Source organism: Rugosimonospora acidiphila, from assembly GCF_039543385.1.
GTDB lineage: Bacteria > Actinomycetota > Actinomycetes > Mycobacteriales > Micromonosporaceae > Rugosimonospora > Rugosimonospora acidiphila.
Genome location: NZ_BAABJQ010000005.1, coordinates 409,876 through 428,112, shown reverse-complemented (window position 1 = coordinate 428,112; position 18,237 = coordinate 409,876). Strand labels below are relative to the sequence as shown.

Sequence of the window (18,237 nt, the reverse complement as noted above, 5' to 3'; positions counted from 1 at the left end):
ACGGAAGGTAAACCGCACCGGTACTCAGGTGTGGCGGAAGATTGCGATTTCAGGGAGTTCTTTCGCCATTTGCAGATCTCAGCCGGCGCGCCGTTGCCCCTTGCGCTGATCGTCCGGGATCGACGGACGATAGGCGAGATATCGGATTGTTTCCCGAATATGGTACTTTTCGGACTCCGAGACCGTCGGATCGACGAGCCTGCGCAGCAACGCCTCCACGTCGGGGTCCATCGGCGGCGCCGCGGGCGCCGGTCGGGTCGGCGCGGACCGGTCCCAGCCGAGGATGCCGAACGCGATCGTCGGATTGATCCCGAGACCCTCGCAGAATGCCACTACCCGGGCGGGCTCGGGATCGTTACTCCAGTCGCCACGTACCCATCGATTGATGGTCTGGCGGGAGATCCCGGTGCGGCGCGCGACCTCGGAGCCGTTCCAGGCTCGAGTGCTGCGCGCGTCCGATAGGGACTTGCGCACGAAGGTGGCGAACGCCTGGTGGCGGCTGGGGGTGTCACGCACGCGGCCAAGGTACGTGCCGCCGTTCACCTGACCGCCTCGTGGACGCATATTGTCACGTGGGTGAGACGTGTCGCCGTAGCGGTCGGGCGGGTCTGATTTCCTGAAATAGAGGGGATGCACCCGCTCAAGGTACCGGGCCCGAATGGTTGAATGGAATAAGCCGAACGGATGATGCTGTAACGCGGACGTGACGCCGTAACGTGTGTCACGTACCCGGGACAGTCGGCGGCCAGAGTAGTCACCTCGACGCGTCAAGGGGCAACGAAGTGCTGCAGTTCGGGCCGACAAAGGAAACCGGATCACGCATTCGCCGCAGCGTCGGCGCCCCAGGCGGGACCCGGAGGCTGGGAGGTAACCGGGGTGTGCGGATGACCGAAATCGCAAGTCGTACCGAGGCATTCAGCCTCGTCGCCGACGGCGTGGCGGCTGGCCTCGTCGCACCGTGGCGGCTCTACCTGGCTCGAGGCTGCCGGTACCTGTCCATCAGCGTGGGTGAGCGCAGCGAGTGGGACGCGTGGCGCATCCATCTCGGCTGCCCGGACCTGACGATCCGCGTGTACGAGGCGGAGGGCGTGGTGCGCCGCTCCTCGGTCGCGGAGATAGTCCAGGGCGGCTGCCGCATCGCGATCGAACTGATCGAGGATGTGGACACCGGTGACCTGCGCATGCTGCTCGACGACGAACCCGGAGTGACGCCATGAGTCCAGGCGCGGCGCTGTTCCTCATTTTGCTGCTCGGGTCGTCGACGTACGCGGCGGGCAGGCTGCACGCCCGGGTGGGCTACCGGTTCGGGTACCGCTTCGGGTACCGGCAGGGGTACTTCGACGGTGACCGGGCCTGCTGGAACCGGCGCCGCCGGGAGGCGCAGGTCGCCGTGAGCGCCGCACTGACCAGCAAGGGGCGGACGGACACGTTCTCGATCGTCCGACCCGGCACGACTTACACCAGCGCGTCTGGCGTCGGGCGGCACGCCCAGCGTCCTGACGCGTGAGCATCTACGCCGCCGATCCCTAGATATCGGCTGCGATCGCGGATCGGCACGCGGACCGGACCGGCACCGGTAACCGCGAGCCATGGCCGGACCCGGCCCGGCTGCCGCGATACAGATGCCGGGGCGCCCGGCGGGGACGGGAACACCCGCCGGGCGCCCCTTCAACCCGCGCCCAATTCACCGGCCGACGAGCCCACCGGGCCCGGCCGCCAACGGAGGGTCCCGCCGCGCCCGGACGCTGCCCGCGCGGGCGGTCGCGGTCCCTGACCGCCGCCGGCGGCCCGTACCGGGCCGGCGCGAAGAGGCGTCGGAGAGGTGTCCCTTTCCGTGCCGCGATTGCCATCTGGACCCCTTCGCCATCGAGTAATGCGCCTCACCAGAGCCGGAAGACACTGGCACAGTTGGCGGCGGGCCGTTAGCTTCTAGTCATGGCATCGGGGGCTTCCCGGGCCAACCGGCAGGCCCGGACCGCTCTACCCAAAGCCACGAGGTCTCGCACCCGATCTCGTGCCACCGGGCACCGGACGTGCGTAGTCGTGAGCGGGGGTGCCGCTCGCCGGAGCAGCCTGTGACCACTCGTCGTAACACTCGCAAGGCCGCGCCCCGCACCTACGTCCTGGACACCTCGGTCCTCCTCGCCGACCCGGCAGCGTTTCTGCGCTTCGCCGAGCACGAGGTGATCCTCCCGCTTGTGGTGATCTCCGAGTTGGAGGGCAAGCGGCACCATCCGGAACTCGGCTACTTCGCCAGGCAGTCCCTGCGGCTGCTCGACGACCTGCGGATCCAGCACGGCCGGCTGGACGAGCCGATCCCGGCCAACGAGGTCGGCGGCACGTTGCGGGTAGAGCTGAATCACGCCGACCCGAGCGTGTTGCCGCCGGGCTTCCGCAACGACGCCAACGACACCCGGATCCTGTCCGTGGCCCTGGCGCTGTCCGCGGAAGGCAAGGACGTTGTGCTGGTCAGCAAGGACATGCCGCTGCGGGTCAAGGCCGCCTCGGTAGGGCTTGCCGCGGACGAGTACCGGTACGGTCAGGCCAGCGACCCGACCTGGACCGGCATGGCCGAGCTGGATCTCGGCGAGGCCCAGATCAGCGCCCTCTACGCCGGCGAGACCCTCGATCTGGACCAGGCCTCCGGCCTGCCGACCCACACCGGGCTGGTGCTGCACTCCACCAGCGGTTCGGCCCTGGGTCGGGTCCTACCCGACAAGACGGTGCGGCTGGTCCGCGGCGACCGGGAGGCGTTCGGGCTGCACGGCCGGTCGGCGGAGCAGCGCATCGCTCTGGACCTCCTGCTGGACGAGTCGATCGGGATCGTCTCCCTGGGCGGCCGGGCCGGGACCGGCAAGTCCGCGCTGGCCCTGTGCGCCGGCCTGGAGCAGGTGATGGAGCGGCGCAGGCACAAGAAGGTGATCGTCTTCCGCCCGCTGTACGCGGTGGGCGGCCAGGAGCTGGGGTACCTGCCCGGGTCCGAGGCCGAGAAGATGTCGCCCTGGGCTCAGGCGGTGTTCGACACGCTCGGCGCGCTGGTCCACGACAACGTGCTGGACGAGGTCTTGTCCCGCGGCATGCTGGAGGTGCTGCCGCTGACCCACATCCGGGGCCGCAGCCTGCACGACGCCTTCGTGATCGTGGACGAGGCGCAGTCGCTGGAGCGGGGCGTGCTGCTGACGGTGCTGTCCCGGATCGGAACCGGGTCGCGAGTCGTGCTCACCCACGACGTGGCGCAGCGGGACAACCTCCGGGTCGGCCGCCACGACGGCGTCGTGGCGGTGATCGAGGCGCTCAAGGGCCACCCGCTGTTCGCGCACGTGACCCTTACCCGTTCGGAGCGGTCCCCGATCGCCGAGGTGGTCACCGATCTCCTGGAGGAAACTCCGAATTAGGGTGTTTTGCGCGGCTTTGTCGCGTGATCCAAATCACAATTTACCGCCCTTCGGCAGACGCCGGGCGCCTTGCTGGTCCTAGTGTGGTCCCTGGAACGCCTGTGACTGATGGTGCCAGAGTGGCACCAAAGGCCCATTCCGCTGATCTGGCGGAAGGCGTTCAAGGCGCCCGGCTCGCCGGACATGCGAAGGAAGGTGAGCGCGCCGGTCCTTGTCCCCGACGAAGGGAACATTCGTGAGTCGGCTGTGCAGCCGGTTCGGGATGCGGGTGCTCGCCATTGGGCTGCTGGTTCTCGGTCTGACCGGTGGGTTCCTGCTGAGCTCCGACCGACGGGACCAGGACAAGCGGATGGCCGCGAGCGCCGCCGCGATGACGGAGTCTGACGAGATCCAGCAGCTGGCGATGGCGCGCAGCGAGGCGTGGCGGCTCGGCGCACCCCAGCGCGCCGCGCAGGCCGACGCCCAGGCCAAGGCGAACGCCGCCGCCCAGACCGCCGCCGGGCAGGCCAAGGCGGCCGACGACGCGACCCGCCAGGAGCAGGAGGCCAGCCGCTCCAAGCTCCGCGCGACCCCGACCCCCACCCCGACCCCAACGCACTACAAGGTGCCGTCGTCGTGCTCCCAGTACAGCGGCAACCAGGGCATCGGCTGTGGGCTGCTGCTCGACGCGGGGTTCGGGCTCGACCAGATGCCCTGTCTGGTCAACATGTGGAACAAGGAGAGCGGCTGGCGCACCACCGCGAAGGCGAGTTCGGGTGCGTACGGCATCCCGCAGGCGCTGCCCGGCAACAAGATGGCGTCCTACGGTTCGGACTACCTGACCGATCCGGTGCCGCAGATCAAGTGGGGGCTCAGCTACATCAAGGGCCGCTACAGCACGCCGTGCGGTGCCTGGTCCTTCTGGCAGGCCCACGGCTTCTACTGACGGTGGTGGCGGGGTCTGGCCCCCGTCTGCTACCAGTGGATACGTGAGCCTGAACCCACCGGTGCCCGACCCCGAGTCGGATCCGAACAGCTTCGGCACGGTCGCCTTCTACGCCGCGCTCGGCAAGGCATTCGTCGCCATGTGCGGCGTGGTCGTCGGGCTGTTCCTGATCGAGGTGCTCAACCACGCTGACGGCAACCGGCTCAACGCGCTCGGCGGGATTCACCCGCACTCGCTGGACGGCATCGACGGCATCGTCTTCGCGCCGTTCCTGCACGCGAGCTTCGCGCACTTCTACTCCAACGCGGTCCCGTTGCTGCTGACCGGCACCTTCGCGCTGGCCATCGGGGTCAAGCGGTTCCTCGGCGTGACGGTGCTGATCGCGTTGGTCAGCGGCCTGGGCGTGTGGTTCATCGGGTCGCCGAACACCCGGGTGGTCGGCGCCAGCGGTGTCATCCTGGGATACATCGGGTTCCTGCTGGTGCGCGGGATCGTGGAGCGCAGTTGGTGGGGCATCGCCGTGGGGCTGCTGATCGGCCTGTTGTACGGCACACAGATCTTCGGGGACATTACGCCCACCAACGAGCAGGTCTCCTGGCAGGCGCACCTGTTCGGCCTCATCGGCGGGGTCATCGCGGCCATCCTGTTCCGCCGGCGACGGCCCCGGCCGGTCACCCCGAGGGAGCCCGAGCCGTTGGTCAATCCGACCCTCGACCTGCCCAGCCTGGACTGACCGGCCCCACACGCCGCACCCGGATCGGCGCCTCCGGGGCGCTGGCGCTCGCCATCGCGAGGCGTGAGCCGGGCCGGATCATGCCACCGGGGTCGCCGACCCGCCAGGGTTCAGGCTCAGATCACACGGCCGGCGGATCAGGTCCCCCCACACGGGGGATCTGAGCCTGAGAACCTGTTGCTCAAGCCGGCTGGTGACCGTATGGTCCCTCTCAGCGACTGGACGGACGGTGGTGAACGAGTGCGCCAGGTCGATGTGGCGATTGTCGGGGCAGGTCCGACGGGGCTCTACGCGGCGTATTATGCCGGATTCCGTGGTCTGTCGATTGCGCTGATCGATGCGCTGCCCGAGGCGGGCGGCCAGGTCACCGCGATGTACCCGGAGAAGCAGATTTACGACGTCGCCGGCTTCCCGGTCATCCGTGGCCGCGATCTGGTCGCCAATCTCGTCGAGCAGGCGGCCCCGTTCGACCCCCAGTACATGCTCGGGGTGCGTGCCGAGGGTCTGTCCTATGAGGACGAGAAGCCGGTGCTCGCGCTGTCCGACGGCAGCAGCCTCCAATGTGGAGCAGTCCTGATCACGGGCGGGCTGGGCAGCTTCACCGCGCGCCCGCTGCCGGCGGCCGAGGCGTTCACCGGCACCGGCCTGGTCTACTTCGTGCCGCACCTGGACGACCTCGCCGGGCACAACGTGGTGATTGTCGGCGGCGGCGACTCCGCGTTCGACTGGGCGTTGTCCCTGCACCCGATCGCCAAGTCGGTCACCATGGTGCACCGGCGGGAGAAGTTCCGCGCGCACGCCGGCACGATCACCAAGGTTCAGGCCCTGCCCGTGGAGATTCTCGTCAACGCCGAGGTCACCCAGATCCACGGCGACGGTGAAATCGACGGGGCTGAGGTGCTGGTGCGTGGCCAGGAGCCGAGGGTGCTGCCGGCCGACACGGTGGTGGCGGCGCTGGGCTTCACCGCGGACCTGGGCCCGCTCGCCGAGTGGGGGCTCGACCTGGACCGGCGGCACATCCTGGTGGACACCAAGATGGCCACGAACCTGCCGCGCGTGTTCGCCGCGGGCGACATCTCCGAATACCCGGGCAAGGTGCGCCTGATCGCGGTGGGCTTCGGCGAGGCGGCCACCGCGGTCAACAACGCCGCGGTTGCCATCGATCCCGCGGCCCATTTGTTCCCGGGCCACTCCTCGGACAACGGCTGATCCAGGCGGCGCCGGGATCGCCGGTAAGGGCTCACAGGCCGAGCTGTGCGGCCATCGTCCGCAACTGCTGGTCGAAGAACGCCCCGGCGTCCTCGATGAGCGCTTCGAGCCGGCCGAAGACTTCGAAGCTGACCGCCCCGAGCAGCTGGATCCACCCGGTCATGCCGCGCGCCAGCACCGGCTCGGGGAGGTCCGCGAACCGCGGATCGGCACCCATCCGCCGCAGGTCCGCGCGTAGCGTCTTGGGCAGCCGCTCGCCCGCGGTGCGCACCACGCCGGCCGCGACCGCGTCGCGCAGGATGGAGGCGAGCACCGCCGGGATGCGGCCGGCCGGACCGACCATGTCGACAGGCGCGGCGTAGCCCGGCACCGGGCTGCCGTAGATGAGCGCGTACTCCGCGGGGTGGTCCAGCGCCCAGGCCCGGACGGCGTGGCAGCTGGCCAGCCAGCGCCCTCGCAGGTCGCGTCGCGGCACCGCCGCCTCGGCGCGCTCGACGGCCTGGCCGAGCGCGTCATGGGCATCGGCGACGAGCGCGGTGAGCAGCGCGTCCCTGCTGGGGAAATACCGGTACACGGCAGAGGAGACCATGCCCAGGTCGCGGGCGACCGCGCGCAGCGACAGGTTCGCTCCCTCGGCGGCCAGGTGTCGACGGGCCGTCGCCTTGATTTCTTCTACCATCTCGGTGCGGACCCTGGCCCGCAGGCCTCGTGCCGGATGCTCGCCACCGATCGTCATGACCGTGAGCCTACAACGAGAGCACTGCTCTCGACTCGGAGCGGTGCGAGGCATCACTGATGCGAGAGCACTGCTCTCTTACAGGGCAGGTGATCCCGGACCCTACTGGCCGGCCGCGCCGGCGGCCCGCTCGCGACGGGGCCACGGATGCGGAACCCGGGACGAGGCGATGAAGATGGCAAGCAGGGCCAGCGCGATGCCGATCACGAGCGTGGCCCCGACGGTGCTGCCCGGCTCCGGGGCCACCGAGTCGAGGATGAGCGCGCTGACCATCTGCCCCGACGTCAGCGACAGGCCCAGCAGCAGGACGCCGGTGTACCGCACCACCATCGCGCTGACGCCGATGTAGAACGCGCCGATGACCCCGGGCGGGTAGAGCCAGGGCTGGCTGGGCAGGGTACCGGCGGGCAGCCCCCGTACCCCGATGTCCACGGCGACCGCCACCATCAGCGCGGCCGTGCCGATCGCGAAGTTGACCCCGGTCGTGGCCAGCGCACTGTCGCTGGTCGCCCGGACCCGGCCGTTGAACCCCTGCTGCCAGGCGACGCTCAGCCCGGCCACCGCCGACAGGACGGTCGGGCCCACCACCGAGCCGTCGTACAGCCGGCCGCCGGCCGCCACGAGCACCGCCGCGATCGCCAGGGCCGCGCCCACGGCGCGGGGCGCGGTCAGCGGCTGCGGCGGTGTCGGGCCCGTCCCCAGCCGGTCGACGAGCAGGCTCGACAGGGTCTGTCCGGCGACCACCGCGACGGAGAAGACGGTCACCCCGAGCGCCGCCACCGTGATGCTCTGTGCGGAGACGAGCAGCGCGCCGCCGAGCCCACCCAGGCACTGCCAGGGCCTCAGGGCGCCCCCGCGCAGGCCGTCCCGCACCCGGGCCGAGGCGCGGCGCGCGCCGGGCCGAGAGGTGATCAGCCCGCCGGTCACGGCCAACCCGACGGCGAAGGTGACCCCGGCCGTGGCGACGCCGTCGTGCAGGCGGGAGCCGAATTCCCCGTTGAGCCGGGACCGCACGGCCTGCGTGGCGCCGCCGATCGCGGCCAGCCCGCACCCGGCCACGCGATGACCAACCCGTGGCCGGTGGCTGGGACGGGTGGAAACGGGGCCAAGCGGGCGCATCACCCCTATCCTCGCCCGGGCGGCGCCGGGCGGGAGGGGAGTCAGGCCTTGTACGCCCGCGCGTCGAAGTCCACGACCGAGTACTGCGCCAGCTTCTCCAGCCGGTGGTAGGAATCGATCATCCGGATCGTGCCGCTCTTGGAGCGCATCACGATCGATTGCGTGTACGCCCCGCCGGACCGGTACCGGACTCCGCGCAGCAGGTCGCCCGAGGTCACCCCGGTCGCCACGAAGAAGCAGTTGTCACCGGTGACCAGATCGTCGGTGGTGAGCACCCGGTCCAGGTCGTGCCCGGCGGCCAGCGCCTTTTCCCGCTCGGCGTCGTCGCGCGGCCACAGCTTGGCCTGAATGGCGCCGCCGGTGCACTTCAGGGCGCACGCGGCGGTGATCCCCTCCGGGGTACCGCCGATGCCCATCAGGACGTCGGTCTCCGAACCCTCCCGGGCGGCGCTGATCGCGCCGGCGATGTCACCGTCGGAGATGAACCGGATCCGGGCTCCGGCCTCGCGTACCTCCTCGATGAGCTGGGCGTGCCGGGGGCGGTCCAGGATGCACACCGTGACATCGGACACGCTGGACTTCTTGACCTGCGCGATCCGGCGCAGATTCTCGGTGACACCCGCGTTGATGTCGATCACATCGGCGCAGTCGGGGCCGACGGCCAGCTTCTCCATGTAGAAGACCGCGCTCGGGTCGAACATCGCGCCGCGCTCGGCGACCGCGAGCACCGCCAGGGCGTTGGGCATGCCCTTGCTCATCAGGGTGGTGCCGTCGATCGGGTCGACCGCGACGTCGACCTCCGGGCCGGTCCCGTCGCCCACGTGCTCCCCGTTGAACAGCATCGGGGCGTTGTCCTTCTCGCCCTCGCCGATCACCACGACGCCGCGCATCGAGATGGAGTTGATCAGCTTTCGCATCGCGTCGACGGCGGCACCGTCGCCGCCCTCCTTGTCGCCCCGGCCGACCCACCGGCCAGCGGACAACGCTGCGGCCTCGGTCACCCGGACCAGCTCGAGAGCCAGGTTGCGGTCGAGCTCCTGCGGAGTACGGGGATTTTGTCCGGTCATTATCGGCCACCTCGTCATAGTCGCGGTCTCTTGATCCTGACATGCCCAGATGGCTAACGCTCGTTCGGGTCAGCAGATCGACCAGGCAGCGGCGCTGCTCGCGCCCTCCGGCGACCCCCCGAACGCCGGCCGGACGCCCGCCGCGGGCCGGCCCGTCGCGCTCCCGAACGGCGGTCGGCAGCCCGGGTCGGTACCCGGGTGGCGCCCGTCCGGCGGCGTCGGCCACCATGGAGACGTGGAAACCGTGGACGCCCCGGCCCGGCCGGCGGCGCGCCCCGCCGCCGGCGGTAGGTCGGCGCGGGACATGGCGCTGTCCATCGCCGTCCTGATCATTCCGATCTTCGTGCTGCTCGGCGTGTACCGGGTGTTCTTCGCCGGTGACGCTCCGATCGCGGTCGACGCCGCGCAGGAGTATGCGAACGCCAAGCACGACGCACCGTTCCCGGTCCTCGAGCCGACCAGCCTGCCCGGCAAGTGGACACCGATCAGCGCCACCTTCGGCAAGGTCTCCGACGGCTGGGTGCTGCGGGTGTCATACGTGCCGCCGGCGAAGACCGGGGCGCAGCTGGTGGAGAGCGACCGACCGGTGAACGCGCTGCTCGCGGACGAGTTGGGTGGCTCGGCGCGGCCGGGCAACCTGGAGGTCATCGACGGCAGGACGTGGCGTCAGTACCCGATCGCCAGCAACAACTCCCGAGCGCTGGTGTTGGCCAACGACGGCCAGACCACCATCATCAGCGGTACCGCGTCCTTCACCGACCTGCACGCCCTGGCCGCCGCGCTGCACTGATCGAAGGTATTGATTTTGCGGCGACTGGGTACTCTCCGGATTAGCAAGTCCTTGATCCATACGGAGCGTGTGGACACTCACACACGGGAGGCCAGTTGAACACGCGTCGTATCGCCCTCGCCGGTGCCGCGGCACTCGCGGTGCTCGGCTTCGCCGCGGGCTGCAGCACGGGGAAGACGACCGCCGCCGGATCGGCCGGCAACGCCACCGGCGCCGCGGCCTCCTCCTCATCGGACGCCCCGAAGACCGCCCTGCTCGCCTCGACCAAGCAGCTCGGCCAGCAGAGCTACCGCTACACGATCTCCGCGGCCGGCATGTCCGGCAGCGGGGCCATCGACCCGGCCGCCAAGAGCACGTCGATATCGCTGAGCGGTGTGCAGGCCGGCGCGCCGATGAAGATCGACGACGTGACGGTGGGTACCGACGTCTACCTCAAGGTGGACGCCGGCCAGCTCGGCGCCCAGCTGGGCGTCGCGCCCGACAAGTGGATGCACCTCGACACGTCATCGCTGGGTGCCGGTGAGCTGATGGCCCTGCCCGGCGCCGACCAGGAGGGCGTCAACCAGCTGCTGTCCGGCGTCGTGAACGTCACGAGCACGGACGGTAACAACCTCAGCGGCACCATCGACCTGACCAAGGCCAGCGGATCCTCGGCGCTGGACGCGGCGGCGTTGAGCGCGGCCGGCGACAAGGCCAAGGCCGTGCCGTTCACCGCCGTCCTCGACGACCAGGGCCGGTTGAGCACCCTCAAGATTGACGGCAGCGGCATCGTGAGCGGGCTCACCGTCCAGATGGCCTTCTCGGACTACGGCCAGCCGGCGAACATCACCAAGCCGGCCGCGTCCTCGGTCGTTGAGGCGCCCGACGCCATCCAGCAACTGCTCAAGCGGTAGTCGTAACTGCTCACGCAGTAAGCACGGACGCGACAAAGGGGCGGCGCCATACCGGCGCCGCCCCTTTCGCTGTCGGCCATCCGTGCGCGCGGCGATCCCGCCGCGACGGGAATCAGGACTCGCGCTCCTCGCGGGCCGCGGACAAGCGTTCCCGCGCCCCGTCCAGCCAGCGCTGGCAGACGTCGGCGAGCTGCTCGCCGCGCTCCCACAGGGCCAGCGACTCCTCCAGGGTGATGCCGCCCGTCTCCAGCCGCTCCACGACGGAGGCGAGTTCGGCCCGAGCCTGCTCGTACCCCAGCTCGGCTGCGCTTGCCCGGGGCGGCGCGTCGTTGGTCATTCCGCCACAGTAGCGGCCAGCTCGCCGCCGGCCAGCCTCAGCCGCAGCGCGTCGCCGGGCCGCACCTCACCCGGCTCGCGCAGCACCGCACCGTCCGCCGGGCGTTGCACGATCGCGTACCCGCGCTGCAGGGTCGCGGCCGGCGAGAGCGCGCGCAGCCGGGCGACGGTGTGGCTCAGCGCGTCGTGCCCCCGGTCCAGCCGGTTCGCCAGGCAGCGGGCGGCGCGTTCGCGCAGCGCGGTGACCTCGGCCGCCCTCGTGTCCACCATGACCTCGGGCCGGGCCAGCACCGGGCGGCTGCGCACGGCGTCGAGCCGGTGCTGTTCGCGGTCGATCAGGCCGCGTACCGCGCGGTCCAGCCGCGCCCTGGCCTGCGCGATGCGCTGCTGCTCCTCGGCGAGGTCGGGGACCACCCGCTTGGCCGCGTCGGTCGGGGTGGAGGCCCGGACGTCGGCCACGAAGTCCACCAGCGGCGTGTCGGTCTCGTGACCGATGGCGCTGATCACCGGCGTGCGGCAGGCGAAGACCGCCCGGCACAGCGCCTCGTCGGAGAAGGGCAGCAGATCCTCGACGCTGCCCCCGCCGCGGGCCAGGATGATCACGTCGGTATCGGGGTCACGGTCCAGCACCTCGATCGCGTCCAGCAGCTGCGGTACGGCGGTCGGCCCCTGTACGGCGACATTGATCACGCGGAACTGCACCGACGGCCAGCGTCGCCGGGCGCCTGCCAGCACGTCCCGTTCGGCGGCGCTGGCGCGCCCGGTGACCAGGCCGACCTTGGCCGGCAGGAACGGGGGGCGGCGCTTGCGGCGGGGGTCGAACAGGCCCTCGGCGGCCAGCAGCCGCTTGACGCGCTCGATCCGGGCCAGCAGCTCGCCGAGGCCGACCTGGCGGATCTCGTCGGCACGCAGGGACAGCGTGCCCCGGCCGGGGTAGAACTCGGGCTTCGCGTGCAGAGTCACCCGGGCGCCCTCGGACAGGTTGGGCGCGCCGGCGTCGAGCACGTCGCGGTTGGTGGTCACGGTGAGGCTCAGATCGGCCGACGGGTCGCGCAGGGTCAGGAACACCACCTGGGCGCCCGGCCGGCGGGTGATCTGCGCGACCTGCCCGTCGACCCACACCCAGCCCAGCTTGCCGATCCAGGCGCCGATCTTCTGGTTGACCACCCGTACCGGCCAGGGCTGCTCCGCGGTGCTGCCGGGTGCCTGCTCGCTCACGCCGAGAAGCCTACGACCCCCCCGGGCCGGGGGGTGGCCGTGGTCACTGCGCCGCCTGGGCCGGCCGGCGGGCGGCCGGGGCGGGTCCCCGTAGGATGGGTGACGTGACCAAACGCGTGCTGCTCGCCAAGCCCCGTGGCTACTGTGCCGGCGTGGATCGTGCGGTGCAGACGGTGGAAGAGGCCCTGAAGCTGTACGGCGCACCGATCTACGTGCGCAAACAGATCGTGCACAACAAGCACGTGGTGGCCACCCTGGAGGCCCGTGGGGCGATCTTCGTCGAGGAGAACGACGAGGTGCCCGAGGGCGCGACGGTGATCTTCTCAGCGCACGGCGTGGCCCCCGAGGTGTACGAGCAGGCGCGCGAGCGTGGCCTGAGGGCGATCGACGCGACCTGCCCGCTGGTGACCAAGGTCCACCAGGAGGCCCGTCGGTTCGCCGCCGAGGATTACGACATTCTGCTTATTGGGCACGAAGGGCACGAAGAGGTCATCGGTACCTCCGGCGAGGCGCCCGCGAACATCCACCTGGTCGACGGGCCGGAGGGCGTGGACTCCGTGACCGTCCGCGACCCGGCCAAGGTGGTCTGGCTCTCCCAGACGACGCTGTCGGTCGACGAAACCATGGAAACGGTGACCCGGCTCAAGGAACGGCTGCCCCTGCTGCAGTCGCCGCCCAGCGACGACATCTGCTACGCGACGCAGAACCGCCAGCACGTGATCAAGGAGATCGCGCCGTCCTGTGACGTCGTACTGGTCGTGGGCTCGCGCAATTCGTCCAACTCGGTGCGGCTGCGTGAGGTGGCCGTGGACGCGGGCGCGCGGGCCGCATACCTGATCGACTACGCCTCCGAGATCGACCCCGAGTGGCTGACCGGGGCGGAGACGGTCGGGCTGAGCTCGGGCGCGAGCGTGCCGGAGGACCTGGTCGTGGAGGTGCTCGCGGCGCTGGCGGAGCGCGGATTCGCGGACGTCGAGGAAGTCGCCACGGTCAACGAGCGGCTCACCTTCTCGCTGCCGCGCGAACTCAAGCGGGACATGAAGGCCGCGACCGGCAACTGAGCGACCGGCAACTGAGCGGCCGGCAACTGACCGGCCGGCAACTGACCGGCCGGCAACTGACCGGCCCCGCGAGCGCGCGGCGCCCGTTCTTCACCCGGCCGCGTCCTCCTGATCGGTGGCCAGCTCCGGGGACTGGAGCTGACGCGGCGCCACCTCCAGCTGGCCCGGGCCCTCCAACTCCTGGTCGGAGATCCCCAGCTCCGCGAACTTGCGCGCGCTGACCAGCACCCGGGACTCCAATGAGCCCATCGCCCGGTTGTACGCGGTGACCGCGCCCCCCAGCGAGCTGCCCAACTTGGCCAGGTGGGCGCCCATGGTGGAGAGCCGGGCGTAGAGATCGCGGCCGAGCGAGTGCACCGCCACCGCGTTGCGGGCCAGCGCGTCCTGGCGCCACGAGTAGGCGATAGTGCGCAGCATGGCGATCAGCGTGGCCGGGGTGGCCAGCACGACGTTGCGGCTGAACGCGTACTCCAACAGGGTGGCGTCGCGCTGCAGGGCGGCGTCGAGGAACGGATCGGCCGGCACGAACAGCACCACGAACTCCGGGGTCTGCTCGAACGCGGCCCAGTAGGACTTGGCGGCCAGCGCCTCGACGTGGCCCCGCAGGTGCTTGGCGTGCCGGTCCAGCTCGTCGTCGCGGGTGCGCTCGTCGCGAGCCTCCATCGCGTTGAGGTAGGCGTCGAAGGGAGCCTTGGAGTCGACCACCACGTGCCGCCCGCCGGCCAGGCGCACCACCAGGTCGGGCCGTACGACGCCCCGGTCGGTGGTCGCGGTCACCTGCTCGTTGAAGTCGCAGTTGGCCAGCATGCCGGCCGCCTCGACGATCCGGCGCAGTTGGAGCTCGCCCCACCGGCCGCGGGTGGCGGGCGCGCGCAGCGCCGCGACGAGCTGACTGGTCTCGGTGCGCAGGGAACTCGCGACCGACTGCATGGTGCGCAGCTCGGTGCGCAGCTCGGCGTAGGAGTCGACCCGATCGTTCTCCACCTCAATGACCCGGCGCTCGTAGCGGTGGATGGCCTCCTGTAGCGGGGTGAGCAGCTGGTTGAGGCTGGCCTGCTGGTCGCGGGCCGCCTCGTGGGACAGGGCGCGCAGCGACTGCTCCAGCCGTGCCTCGCCCTCCTTGGTCGCCCGCAGCGTGGCGTCCAGCCGGGCCACTTCGGCCGCCGACCGGGCGCGTGCGGCCAGCCAGCCGAGCGCCGCGCCGGCCAGCAGACCGATCACGAGGAGCACCACCGCCATGCCGCCAGCATGCCCGATCGGTGCGACAAATGGCCCGGCGGCTCGCGACCGCTCGGACAGGTGGCTCCGGCCCGGTACCGTGTGGCGCATGTGGTGGTCGCGCAGGCGTAAGGAACGGGAACTGGCGGACGCGCGCGAGGAGACGTTGCGCTGGTACGAACGGCTCGGTGGGCAGATCATGAACCTGCCGCCGGGCGAGGACGCGGCCACGAAGCAGGCCCTGGTCGACGCGGGGGAGCGGTATAACGCGGCCGGCGGCCAGCTCGACCGGGCCACCACCGTCAAGCAGTACGAACTGGCCCGGGAGACGGCGCTGGAGGGCCTGGCGTATGTCCGGGCGGCCCGGGTGTCGCTCGGCCTGGACCCGGGCCCCGAGCTGCCCCCGCTGGCCGGGCAGCGGCAGGCCGGCCAGGTCCGCCAGGAGCGCTCGGTGCAGGTCGAGGGCCAGGAGTACCGCGCCTCGCCGCGACCGGCTTCGGGCACGCCGTACTACTACCCGGGTGGCATGGTCTCCGGCCGCCCGGTCCCCGCCGGCTGGTACTCCGACCCGTGGTGGAAGACGGCGCTGGTGGCGGGCGCCTGGGGGGTGGGCGGCGCGCTGGTCTTCGACGCCCTGCTCGGCGGCGGGGGCTGGGGCGGCGGCGGCTTCGACCAGGGGTACGGCTCCGGTTACGACCAAGGCTTCGACGCGGGCTACGACCAGGGCCAGGATCAGGCCCAGGACCAGGATCAGGATCAGGATCAGGGACAGGACCAGAGTCAAGATCAGCTGGCGGACTACTCCGACGGCGGCTACGACGATGGTGGCTACGGAGACGGCGGGGGCGACTTCGGCGGCGGTGACTTTGGCGGGGGCGACTTCGACGGCGGCGACTTCGGGGGCGGCGATTTCGGCGGCGACTACTGAGGTAGGCGGTGCTGGGGTAGCGCGGTGGCCGCGAGCTGTGCGCTGCCGGGGTAGTGCGGTGGCCGCCGAGCCGGGCGGCCATCGGGATGGGCGACTACCGCCGGGTGGCGGGTCACGAGCCGTCGCGCAGGTCCGCCAGCCGGTGCGGGAGGTAGCGGACGTCGTCGAAGTCGACCGTGCAGCCACGCCCGGTCGGGGACTGCGCCTCGAAGCCGATCCGCACCGCCTCGGCGCCCAGGTCGAAATACCGCACGAACGACCAGTCCCGCCCGTCCGACGAGGTCGACGCGTGGAACGCGTACGCCTGACCCAGCCGGGAGATCCGTAGCCGGACCCGGTTGCCGTTCACCACGAACGCGTTGGCGTCGTCGGACGCCCCGCGGGTCACCACAGAAACGATCATCGGTTCGCGTTGCGGCGAGAATTCGAAGCACAGCTTCGCCCAGCGCTGCTCGTCCGCCCACAGCAACAGCACGCCGGCGTCGAAGGTGTCCGCGAAGTCCACGCGCACGGAGGCCGACAACTGGAAGTCGCCCCCCGGGGGAGTGCCCAGCAGTCGCGGCGCGTTCAGGTGCGTCGCGTCGCCCGCCGGGTCCACGAACAGGTCAGTCTCCGGGCCGGCGTTCATCCGCAGCGACGGGGAGTAGCCGAACCAGCCGGCCGGCGGCACCTCCCAGCGCAGCGGCATCGGCAGCCCGGCAAGCGTGATCGAGTCGTCCATTGTAGAGATTGTGGCCTATACGAGGCTGTCCTGCCACTGCCGGTGCAGCCGCGCGTAGCGCCCCTCGCCCTGAATGAGTACGTCCGGGCTGCCGTCCTCCACGACGGCGCCGCCGTCGAGCACCAGAACCCGATCGGCGATCTCCACAGTGGACAGACGGTGCGCGATGACAATCGCCGTACGGGAGGCCAGGATCGTGCGCAGGGCGTGCTGTACCAGGCGCTCGGAGGGGACGTCCAGGGACGAGGTGGCCTCGTCGAGGATGAGCACCGTCGGGTCGGCGAGGAACGCCCGGGCGAACGCGACCAACTGGCGCTGCCCGGCCGACAGCCTGCCGCCGCGCTTGCGCACGTCCGTCCCGTACCCCTCGGGAAGCGCCCGGATGAAGCCGTCCGCGCCGATGGCCCGGGCGGCGGCGACCACCTCTTCGTCGGAGGCGGCCGGTCGCCCGAACCGGATGTTGTCCGCGACGGTACCGGAGAACAGGTAGTTCTCCTGGGTCACCATCACCACAGCCGCGCGCAGTTCCTCGTCCGACAGTTCCCGCAGGTCGACCCCGTCCAGCCGGACCCGCCCTCCGGTCGGGTCGTAGAAGCGGGAGACCAGCTTGGCGATGGTGGTCTTGCCGGCGCCGGTCGCGCCGACCACGGCGAGCGTCTGGCCGGCCGGGATGCGCAGATCGAAGGTGGGCAGCACGAGCCGGTCGAGCCGGTACCCGAAGGAGACCCGGTCGAATTCGACCTCGCCGCGCGCGCCCCGCGACGGCAGGGCGAGCGGTGCGGGGGGCTCGGGTACGGCCGGGGGCTCGTCCAGCACGCCGGACAGCTTCTCCAGGGCCGCGGTCGCGGACTGCAACGAGTTGTAGAACTGCGACAGGTCCTGCATGGGCTCGAAGAACTTGCGCAGGTACAGCAGAAACGCGGCCAGCACACCGATCTCGGTGTGGTGGTGCAGCACCCGGTACCCGCCGTAGGTGAGCACCGCCGCGATGGTCACGTTGCCGATCACCTTGATGCCCGGCGAGAACAGCGAGATGAGCTGGAACGCGCGCAGGTTGGCGCGCCGGTAGTCGTTGTTGACCGCCTCGAAGATCTCCTGGTTACGCGGCTCGCGCCGGAACGCCTGCACGGCCCGGATCCCGCCGGTCGACTCGACGAAGTGCACGATCACCAGCGCCACCGCCTCCCGGGTGCGCCGGTAGGCTCGCGCCGAGTTCTGCTGGAACCAGCGGGACAGCCAGAGCAGGAACGGGAAGGCGACCAGCGACACCAGCGCCATCGGCGCGTCCAGGGTGAGCAGGATGGCGGCCACGCTGACCACCGACAGTGCGGAGAGCACCAGGTCCTCGATGCCGCCGTCGAGCAGCTCGGAGATCGAGTCCATGTCGCTGGTCAGCCGGGAGATCACCCGGCCGGAGGTGTACCGCTCGTGGAAGCCGACCGACAGCCGCTGGAAGTGCTGGTACACCCGGTTGCGGAGGTCGAACAGGATGGCCTGCCCGATCCGGCCGGATAGCGCGATGAAGCCGCGCTTGCCGCAGTACGCGGCGACCGCGGACACGGCGAACGCGATGCCGATGTTGATCAGCACGCCCGGGTGCCGGGGATGCCCGGACAGCGGCGGCAGGCCCCGGTCGATGCCCAGCATCACCAGGTACGGGCCGGCCATCTCGGCGCCGCTCTGCAGAAGCAGCAGCCCGACCACCACCATCAGCATCCGCCGGTGCGGGCGCACCAGGGAGCCCAGCAGCGCCCGGGATCCGGCGCGCAGCCGGACGGCGGAGCCGCCCTCGGCCGCGGTGCGCTCGGCGTCCTCCTCGGCGGCCCGACCCCGCCATGCCTCCACATCGATGCTCACGCTGCTACCCCCTGAATCGGCCTGTCCGCCG

The 18,237-nt window shown here is 70.9% G+C and carries 18 protein-coding genes and 1 pseudogene; 10 read left to right on the top strand and 9 right to left on the bottom strand.

Annotation, left to right across the window (positions count from 1 at the left end):
* Positions 1-78: 78 nt before the first annotated feature.
* On the bottom strand, positions 79-516 hold the full coding sequence (locus tag ABEA87_RS11995; RefSeq protein ID WP_425570844.1) for a helix-turn-helix domain-containing protein: 438 nt from the start codon (positions 514-516) through the stop codon (positions 79-81).
* Between the two features lie 368 nt (positions 517-884).
* On the opposite strand from ABEA87_RS11995, the gene ABEA87_RS11990 reads away from it, so the two are divergent.
* The 6 genes from ABEA87_RS11990 to ABEA87_RS11965 all read left to right on the top strand — a co-directional run bounded on the left by ABEA87_RS11990 (position 885) and on the right by ABEA87_RS11965 (position 6,262).
* Positions 885-1,217 (top strand): hypothetical protein, encoded by a 333-nt coding sequence (locus ABEA87_RS11990; protein WP_345628856.1) that lies wholly within the window; start codon positions 885-887, stop codon positions 1,215-1,217.
* Positions 1,214-1,507: a hypothetical protein gene (locus ABEA87_RS11985; RefSeq protein ID WP_345628854.1), complete on the top strand. Its 294-nt coding sequence runs from the start codon at positions 1,214-1,216 to the stop codon at positions 1,505-1,507. Before ABEA87_RS11990 ends, ABEA87_RS11985 begins: the two co-directional genes overlap by 4 nt.
* Before the next feature lie 568 nt (positions 1,508-2,075).
* Entirely contained in the window at positions 2,076-3,395 is a 1,320-nt protein-coding gene (locus ABEA87_RS11980; protein WP_345628852.1) for a PhoH family protein, read from the top strand.
* Positions 3,396-3,630: 235 nt separating this feature from the next.
* On the top strand, positions 3,631-4,320 hold the full coding sequence (locus ABEA87_RS11975) for an aggregation-promoting factor C-terminal-like domain-containing protein (protein WP_345628850.1): 690 nt from the start codon (positions 3,631-3,633) through the stop codon (positions 4,318-4,320).
* Positions 4,321-4,363: 43 nt separating this feature from the next.
* Positions 4,364-5,053 (top strand): rhomboid family intramembrane serine protease, encoded by a 690-nt coding sequence (locus ABEA87_RS11970; protein ID WP_425570842.1) that lies wholly within the window; start codon positions 4,364-4,366, stop codon positions 5,051-5,053.
* Positions 5,054-5,293: 240 nt separating this feature from the next.
* Positions 5,294-6,262, top strand: a complete 969-nt coding sequence (locus ABEA87_RS11965; RefSeq protein ID WP_345628849.1) for an NAD(P)/FAD-dependent oxidoreductase — start codon at positions 5,294-5,296, stop codon at positions 6,260-6,262.
* Between the two features lie 31 nt (positions 6,263-6,293).
* Here ABEA87_RS11965 and ABEA87_RS11960 read toward each other — a convergent pair whose 3' ends face one another.
* From ABEA87_RS11960 to glpX, 3 genes are all read right to left on the bottom strand, one after another.
* A complete protein-coding gene (locus ABEA87_RS11960; RefSeq protein WP_345628848.1) occupies positions 6,294-6,998 on the bottom strand; it encodes a TetR/AcrR family transcriptional regulator in 705 nt (234 codons plus the stop codon).
* Between the two features lie 102 nt (positions 6,999-7,100).
* Positions 7,101-8,117: a DMT family transporter gene (locus ABEA87_RS11955; RefSeq protein ID WP_345628847.1), complete on the bottom strand. Its 1,017-nt coding sequence runs from the start codon at positions 8,115-8,117 to the stop codon at positions 7,101-7,103.
* A 41-nt stretch (positions 8,118-8,158) separates the two neighbouring features.
* A complete protein-coding gene (gene glpX, locus ABEA87_RS11950) occupies positions 8,159-9,184 on the bottom strand; it encodes a class II fructose-bisphosphatase (protein WP_345628845.1) in 1,026 nt (341 codons plus the stop codon).
* 49 nt (positions 9,185-9,233) lie between these two features.
* On the opposite strand from glpX, the gene ABEA87_RS11945 reads away from it, so the two are divergent.
* Positions 9,234-9,974, top strand: coding sequence for a DUF4245 domain-containing protein (locus ABEA87_RS11945; protein WP_345628843.1), 741 nt, complete (start codon positions 9,234-9,236; stop codon positions 9,972-9,974).
* A gap of 95 nt (positions 9,975-10,069) precedes the next feature.
* Positions 10,070-10,867 carry an LppX_LprAFG lipoprotein gene (locus ABEA87_RS11940; RefSeq protein ID WP_345628841.1) on the top strand — a complete coding sequence of 266 codons (798 nt, stop codon included), beginning with the start codon at positions 10,070-10,072 and terminating at the stop codon, positions 10,865-10,867.
* A 112-nt stretch (positions 10,868-10,979) separates the two neighbouring features.
* Here the strand turns inward: ABEA87_RS11940 and ABEA87_RS11935 are convergent, their stop codons facing one another.
* Together ABEA87_RS11935 and xseA are read right to left on the bottom strand one after the other, a co-directional pair.
* Positions 10,980-11,204: an exodeoxyribonuclease VII small subunit gene (locus ABEA87_RS11935; protein WP_345628840.1), complete on the bottom strand. Its 225-nt coding sequence runs from the start codon at positions 11,202-11,204 to the stop codon at positions 10,980-10,982.
* A complete protein-coding gene (xseA, locus tag ABEA87_RS11930) occupies positions 11,201-12,370 on the bottom strand; it encodes an exodeoxyribonuclease VII large subunit (protein WP_425570840.1) in 1,170 nt (389 codons plus the stop codon). The genes ABEA87_RS11935 and xseA overlap by 4 nt, the downstream gene beginning before the upstream one ends.
* Positions 12,371-12,395: 25 nt before the next feature.
* Here xseA and ABEA87_RS11925 point away from each other — a divergent pair.
* Positions 12,396-13,482 (top strand): annotated as a pseudogene (locus ABEA87_RS11925) (4-hydroxy-3-methylbut-2-enyl diphosphate reductase).
* Between the two features lie 90 nt (positions 13,483-13,572).
* Here ABEA87_RS11925 and ABEA87_RS11920 read toward each other — a convergent pair.
* Entirely contained in the window at positions 13,573-14,721 is a 1,149-nt protein-coding gene (locus ABEA87_RS11920; RefSeq protein ID WP_345628835.1) for a DNA recombination protein RmuC, read from the bottom strand.
* Between the two features lie 88 nt (positions 14,722-14,809).
* Between ABEA87_RS11920 and ABEA87_RS11915 the strand changes: the two genes are divergently transcribed.
* The gene (locus tag ABEA87_RS11915) at positions 14,810-15,628 is read left to right on the top strand and encodes a hypothetical protein (RefSeq protein WP_345628834.1); all 819 of its coding nucleotides are present in this window, start codon (positions 14,810-14,812) and stop codon (positions 15,626-15,628) included.
* 112 nt (positions 15,629-15,740) lie between these two features.
* Here ABEA87_RS11915 and ABEA87_RS11910 read toward each other — a convergent pair whose 3' ends face one another.
* Both ABEA87_RS11910 and ABEA87_RS11905 read right to left on the bottom strand, forming a co-directional pair.
* Complete coding sequence (locus ABEA87_RS11910; RefSeq protein ID WP_345628832.1) at positions 15,741-16,349, bottom strand: DUF1349 domain-containing protein; 609 nt, start codon at positions 16,347-16,349, stop codon at positions 15,741-15,743.
* Between the two features lie 15 nt (positions 16,350-16,364).
* Positions 16,365-18,206: an ABC transporter ATP-binding protein gene (locus ABEA87_RS11905; RefSeq protein ID WP_345628830.1), complete on the bottom strand. Its 1,842-nt coding sequence runs from the start codon at positions 18,204-18,206 to the stop codon at positions 16,365-16,367.
* Between the last annotated feature and the right edge of the window lie 31 nt (positions 18,207-18,237).

Coding starts and splice junctions, on each gene's coding strand:
- ABEA87_RS11920 (WP_345628835.1), bottom strand. CDS start 14,721: ATGGCGGTGGTGCTCCTCGTGATCGGTCTGCTGGCCGGCGCGGCGCTC.
- ABEA87_RS11935 (WP_345628840.1), bottom strand. CDS start 11,204: ATGACCAACGACGCGCCGCCCCGGGCAAGCGCAGCCGAGCTGGGGTAC.
- ABEA87_RS11945 (WP_345628843.1), top strand. CDS start 9,234: ATGGCTAACGCTCGTTCGGGTCAGCAGATCGACCAGGCAGCGGCGCTG.
- glpX (WP_345628845.1), bottom strand. CDS start 9,184: ATGACCGGACAAAATCCCCGTACTCCGCAGGAGCTCGACCGCAACCTG.
- ABEA87_RS11910 (WP_345628832.1), bottom strand. CDS start 16,349: ATGGACGACTCGATCACGCTTGCCGGGCTGCCGATGCCGCTGCGCTGG.
- ABEA87_RS11985 (WP_345628854.1), top strand. CDS start 1,214: ATGAGTCCAGGCGCGGCGCTGTTCCTCATTTTGCTGCTCGGGTCGTCG.
- ABEA87_RS11915 (WP_345628834.1), top strand. CDS start 14,810: ATGTGGTGGTCGCGCAGGCGTAAGGAACGGGAACTGGCGGACGCGCGC.
- ABEA87_RS11955 (WP_345628847.1), bottom strand. CDS start 8,117: ATGCGCCCGCTTGGCCCCGTTTCCACCCGTCCCAGCCACCGGCCACGG.
- ABEA87_RS11990 (WP_345628856.1), top strand. CDS start 885: ATGACCGAAATCGCAAGTCGTACCGAGGCATTCAGCCTCGTCGCCGAC.
- ABEA87_RS11960 (WP_345628848.1), bottom strand. CDS start 6,998: ATGACGATCGGTGGCGAGCATCCGGCACGAGGCCTGCGGGCCAGGGTC.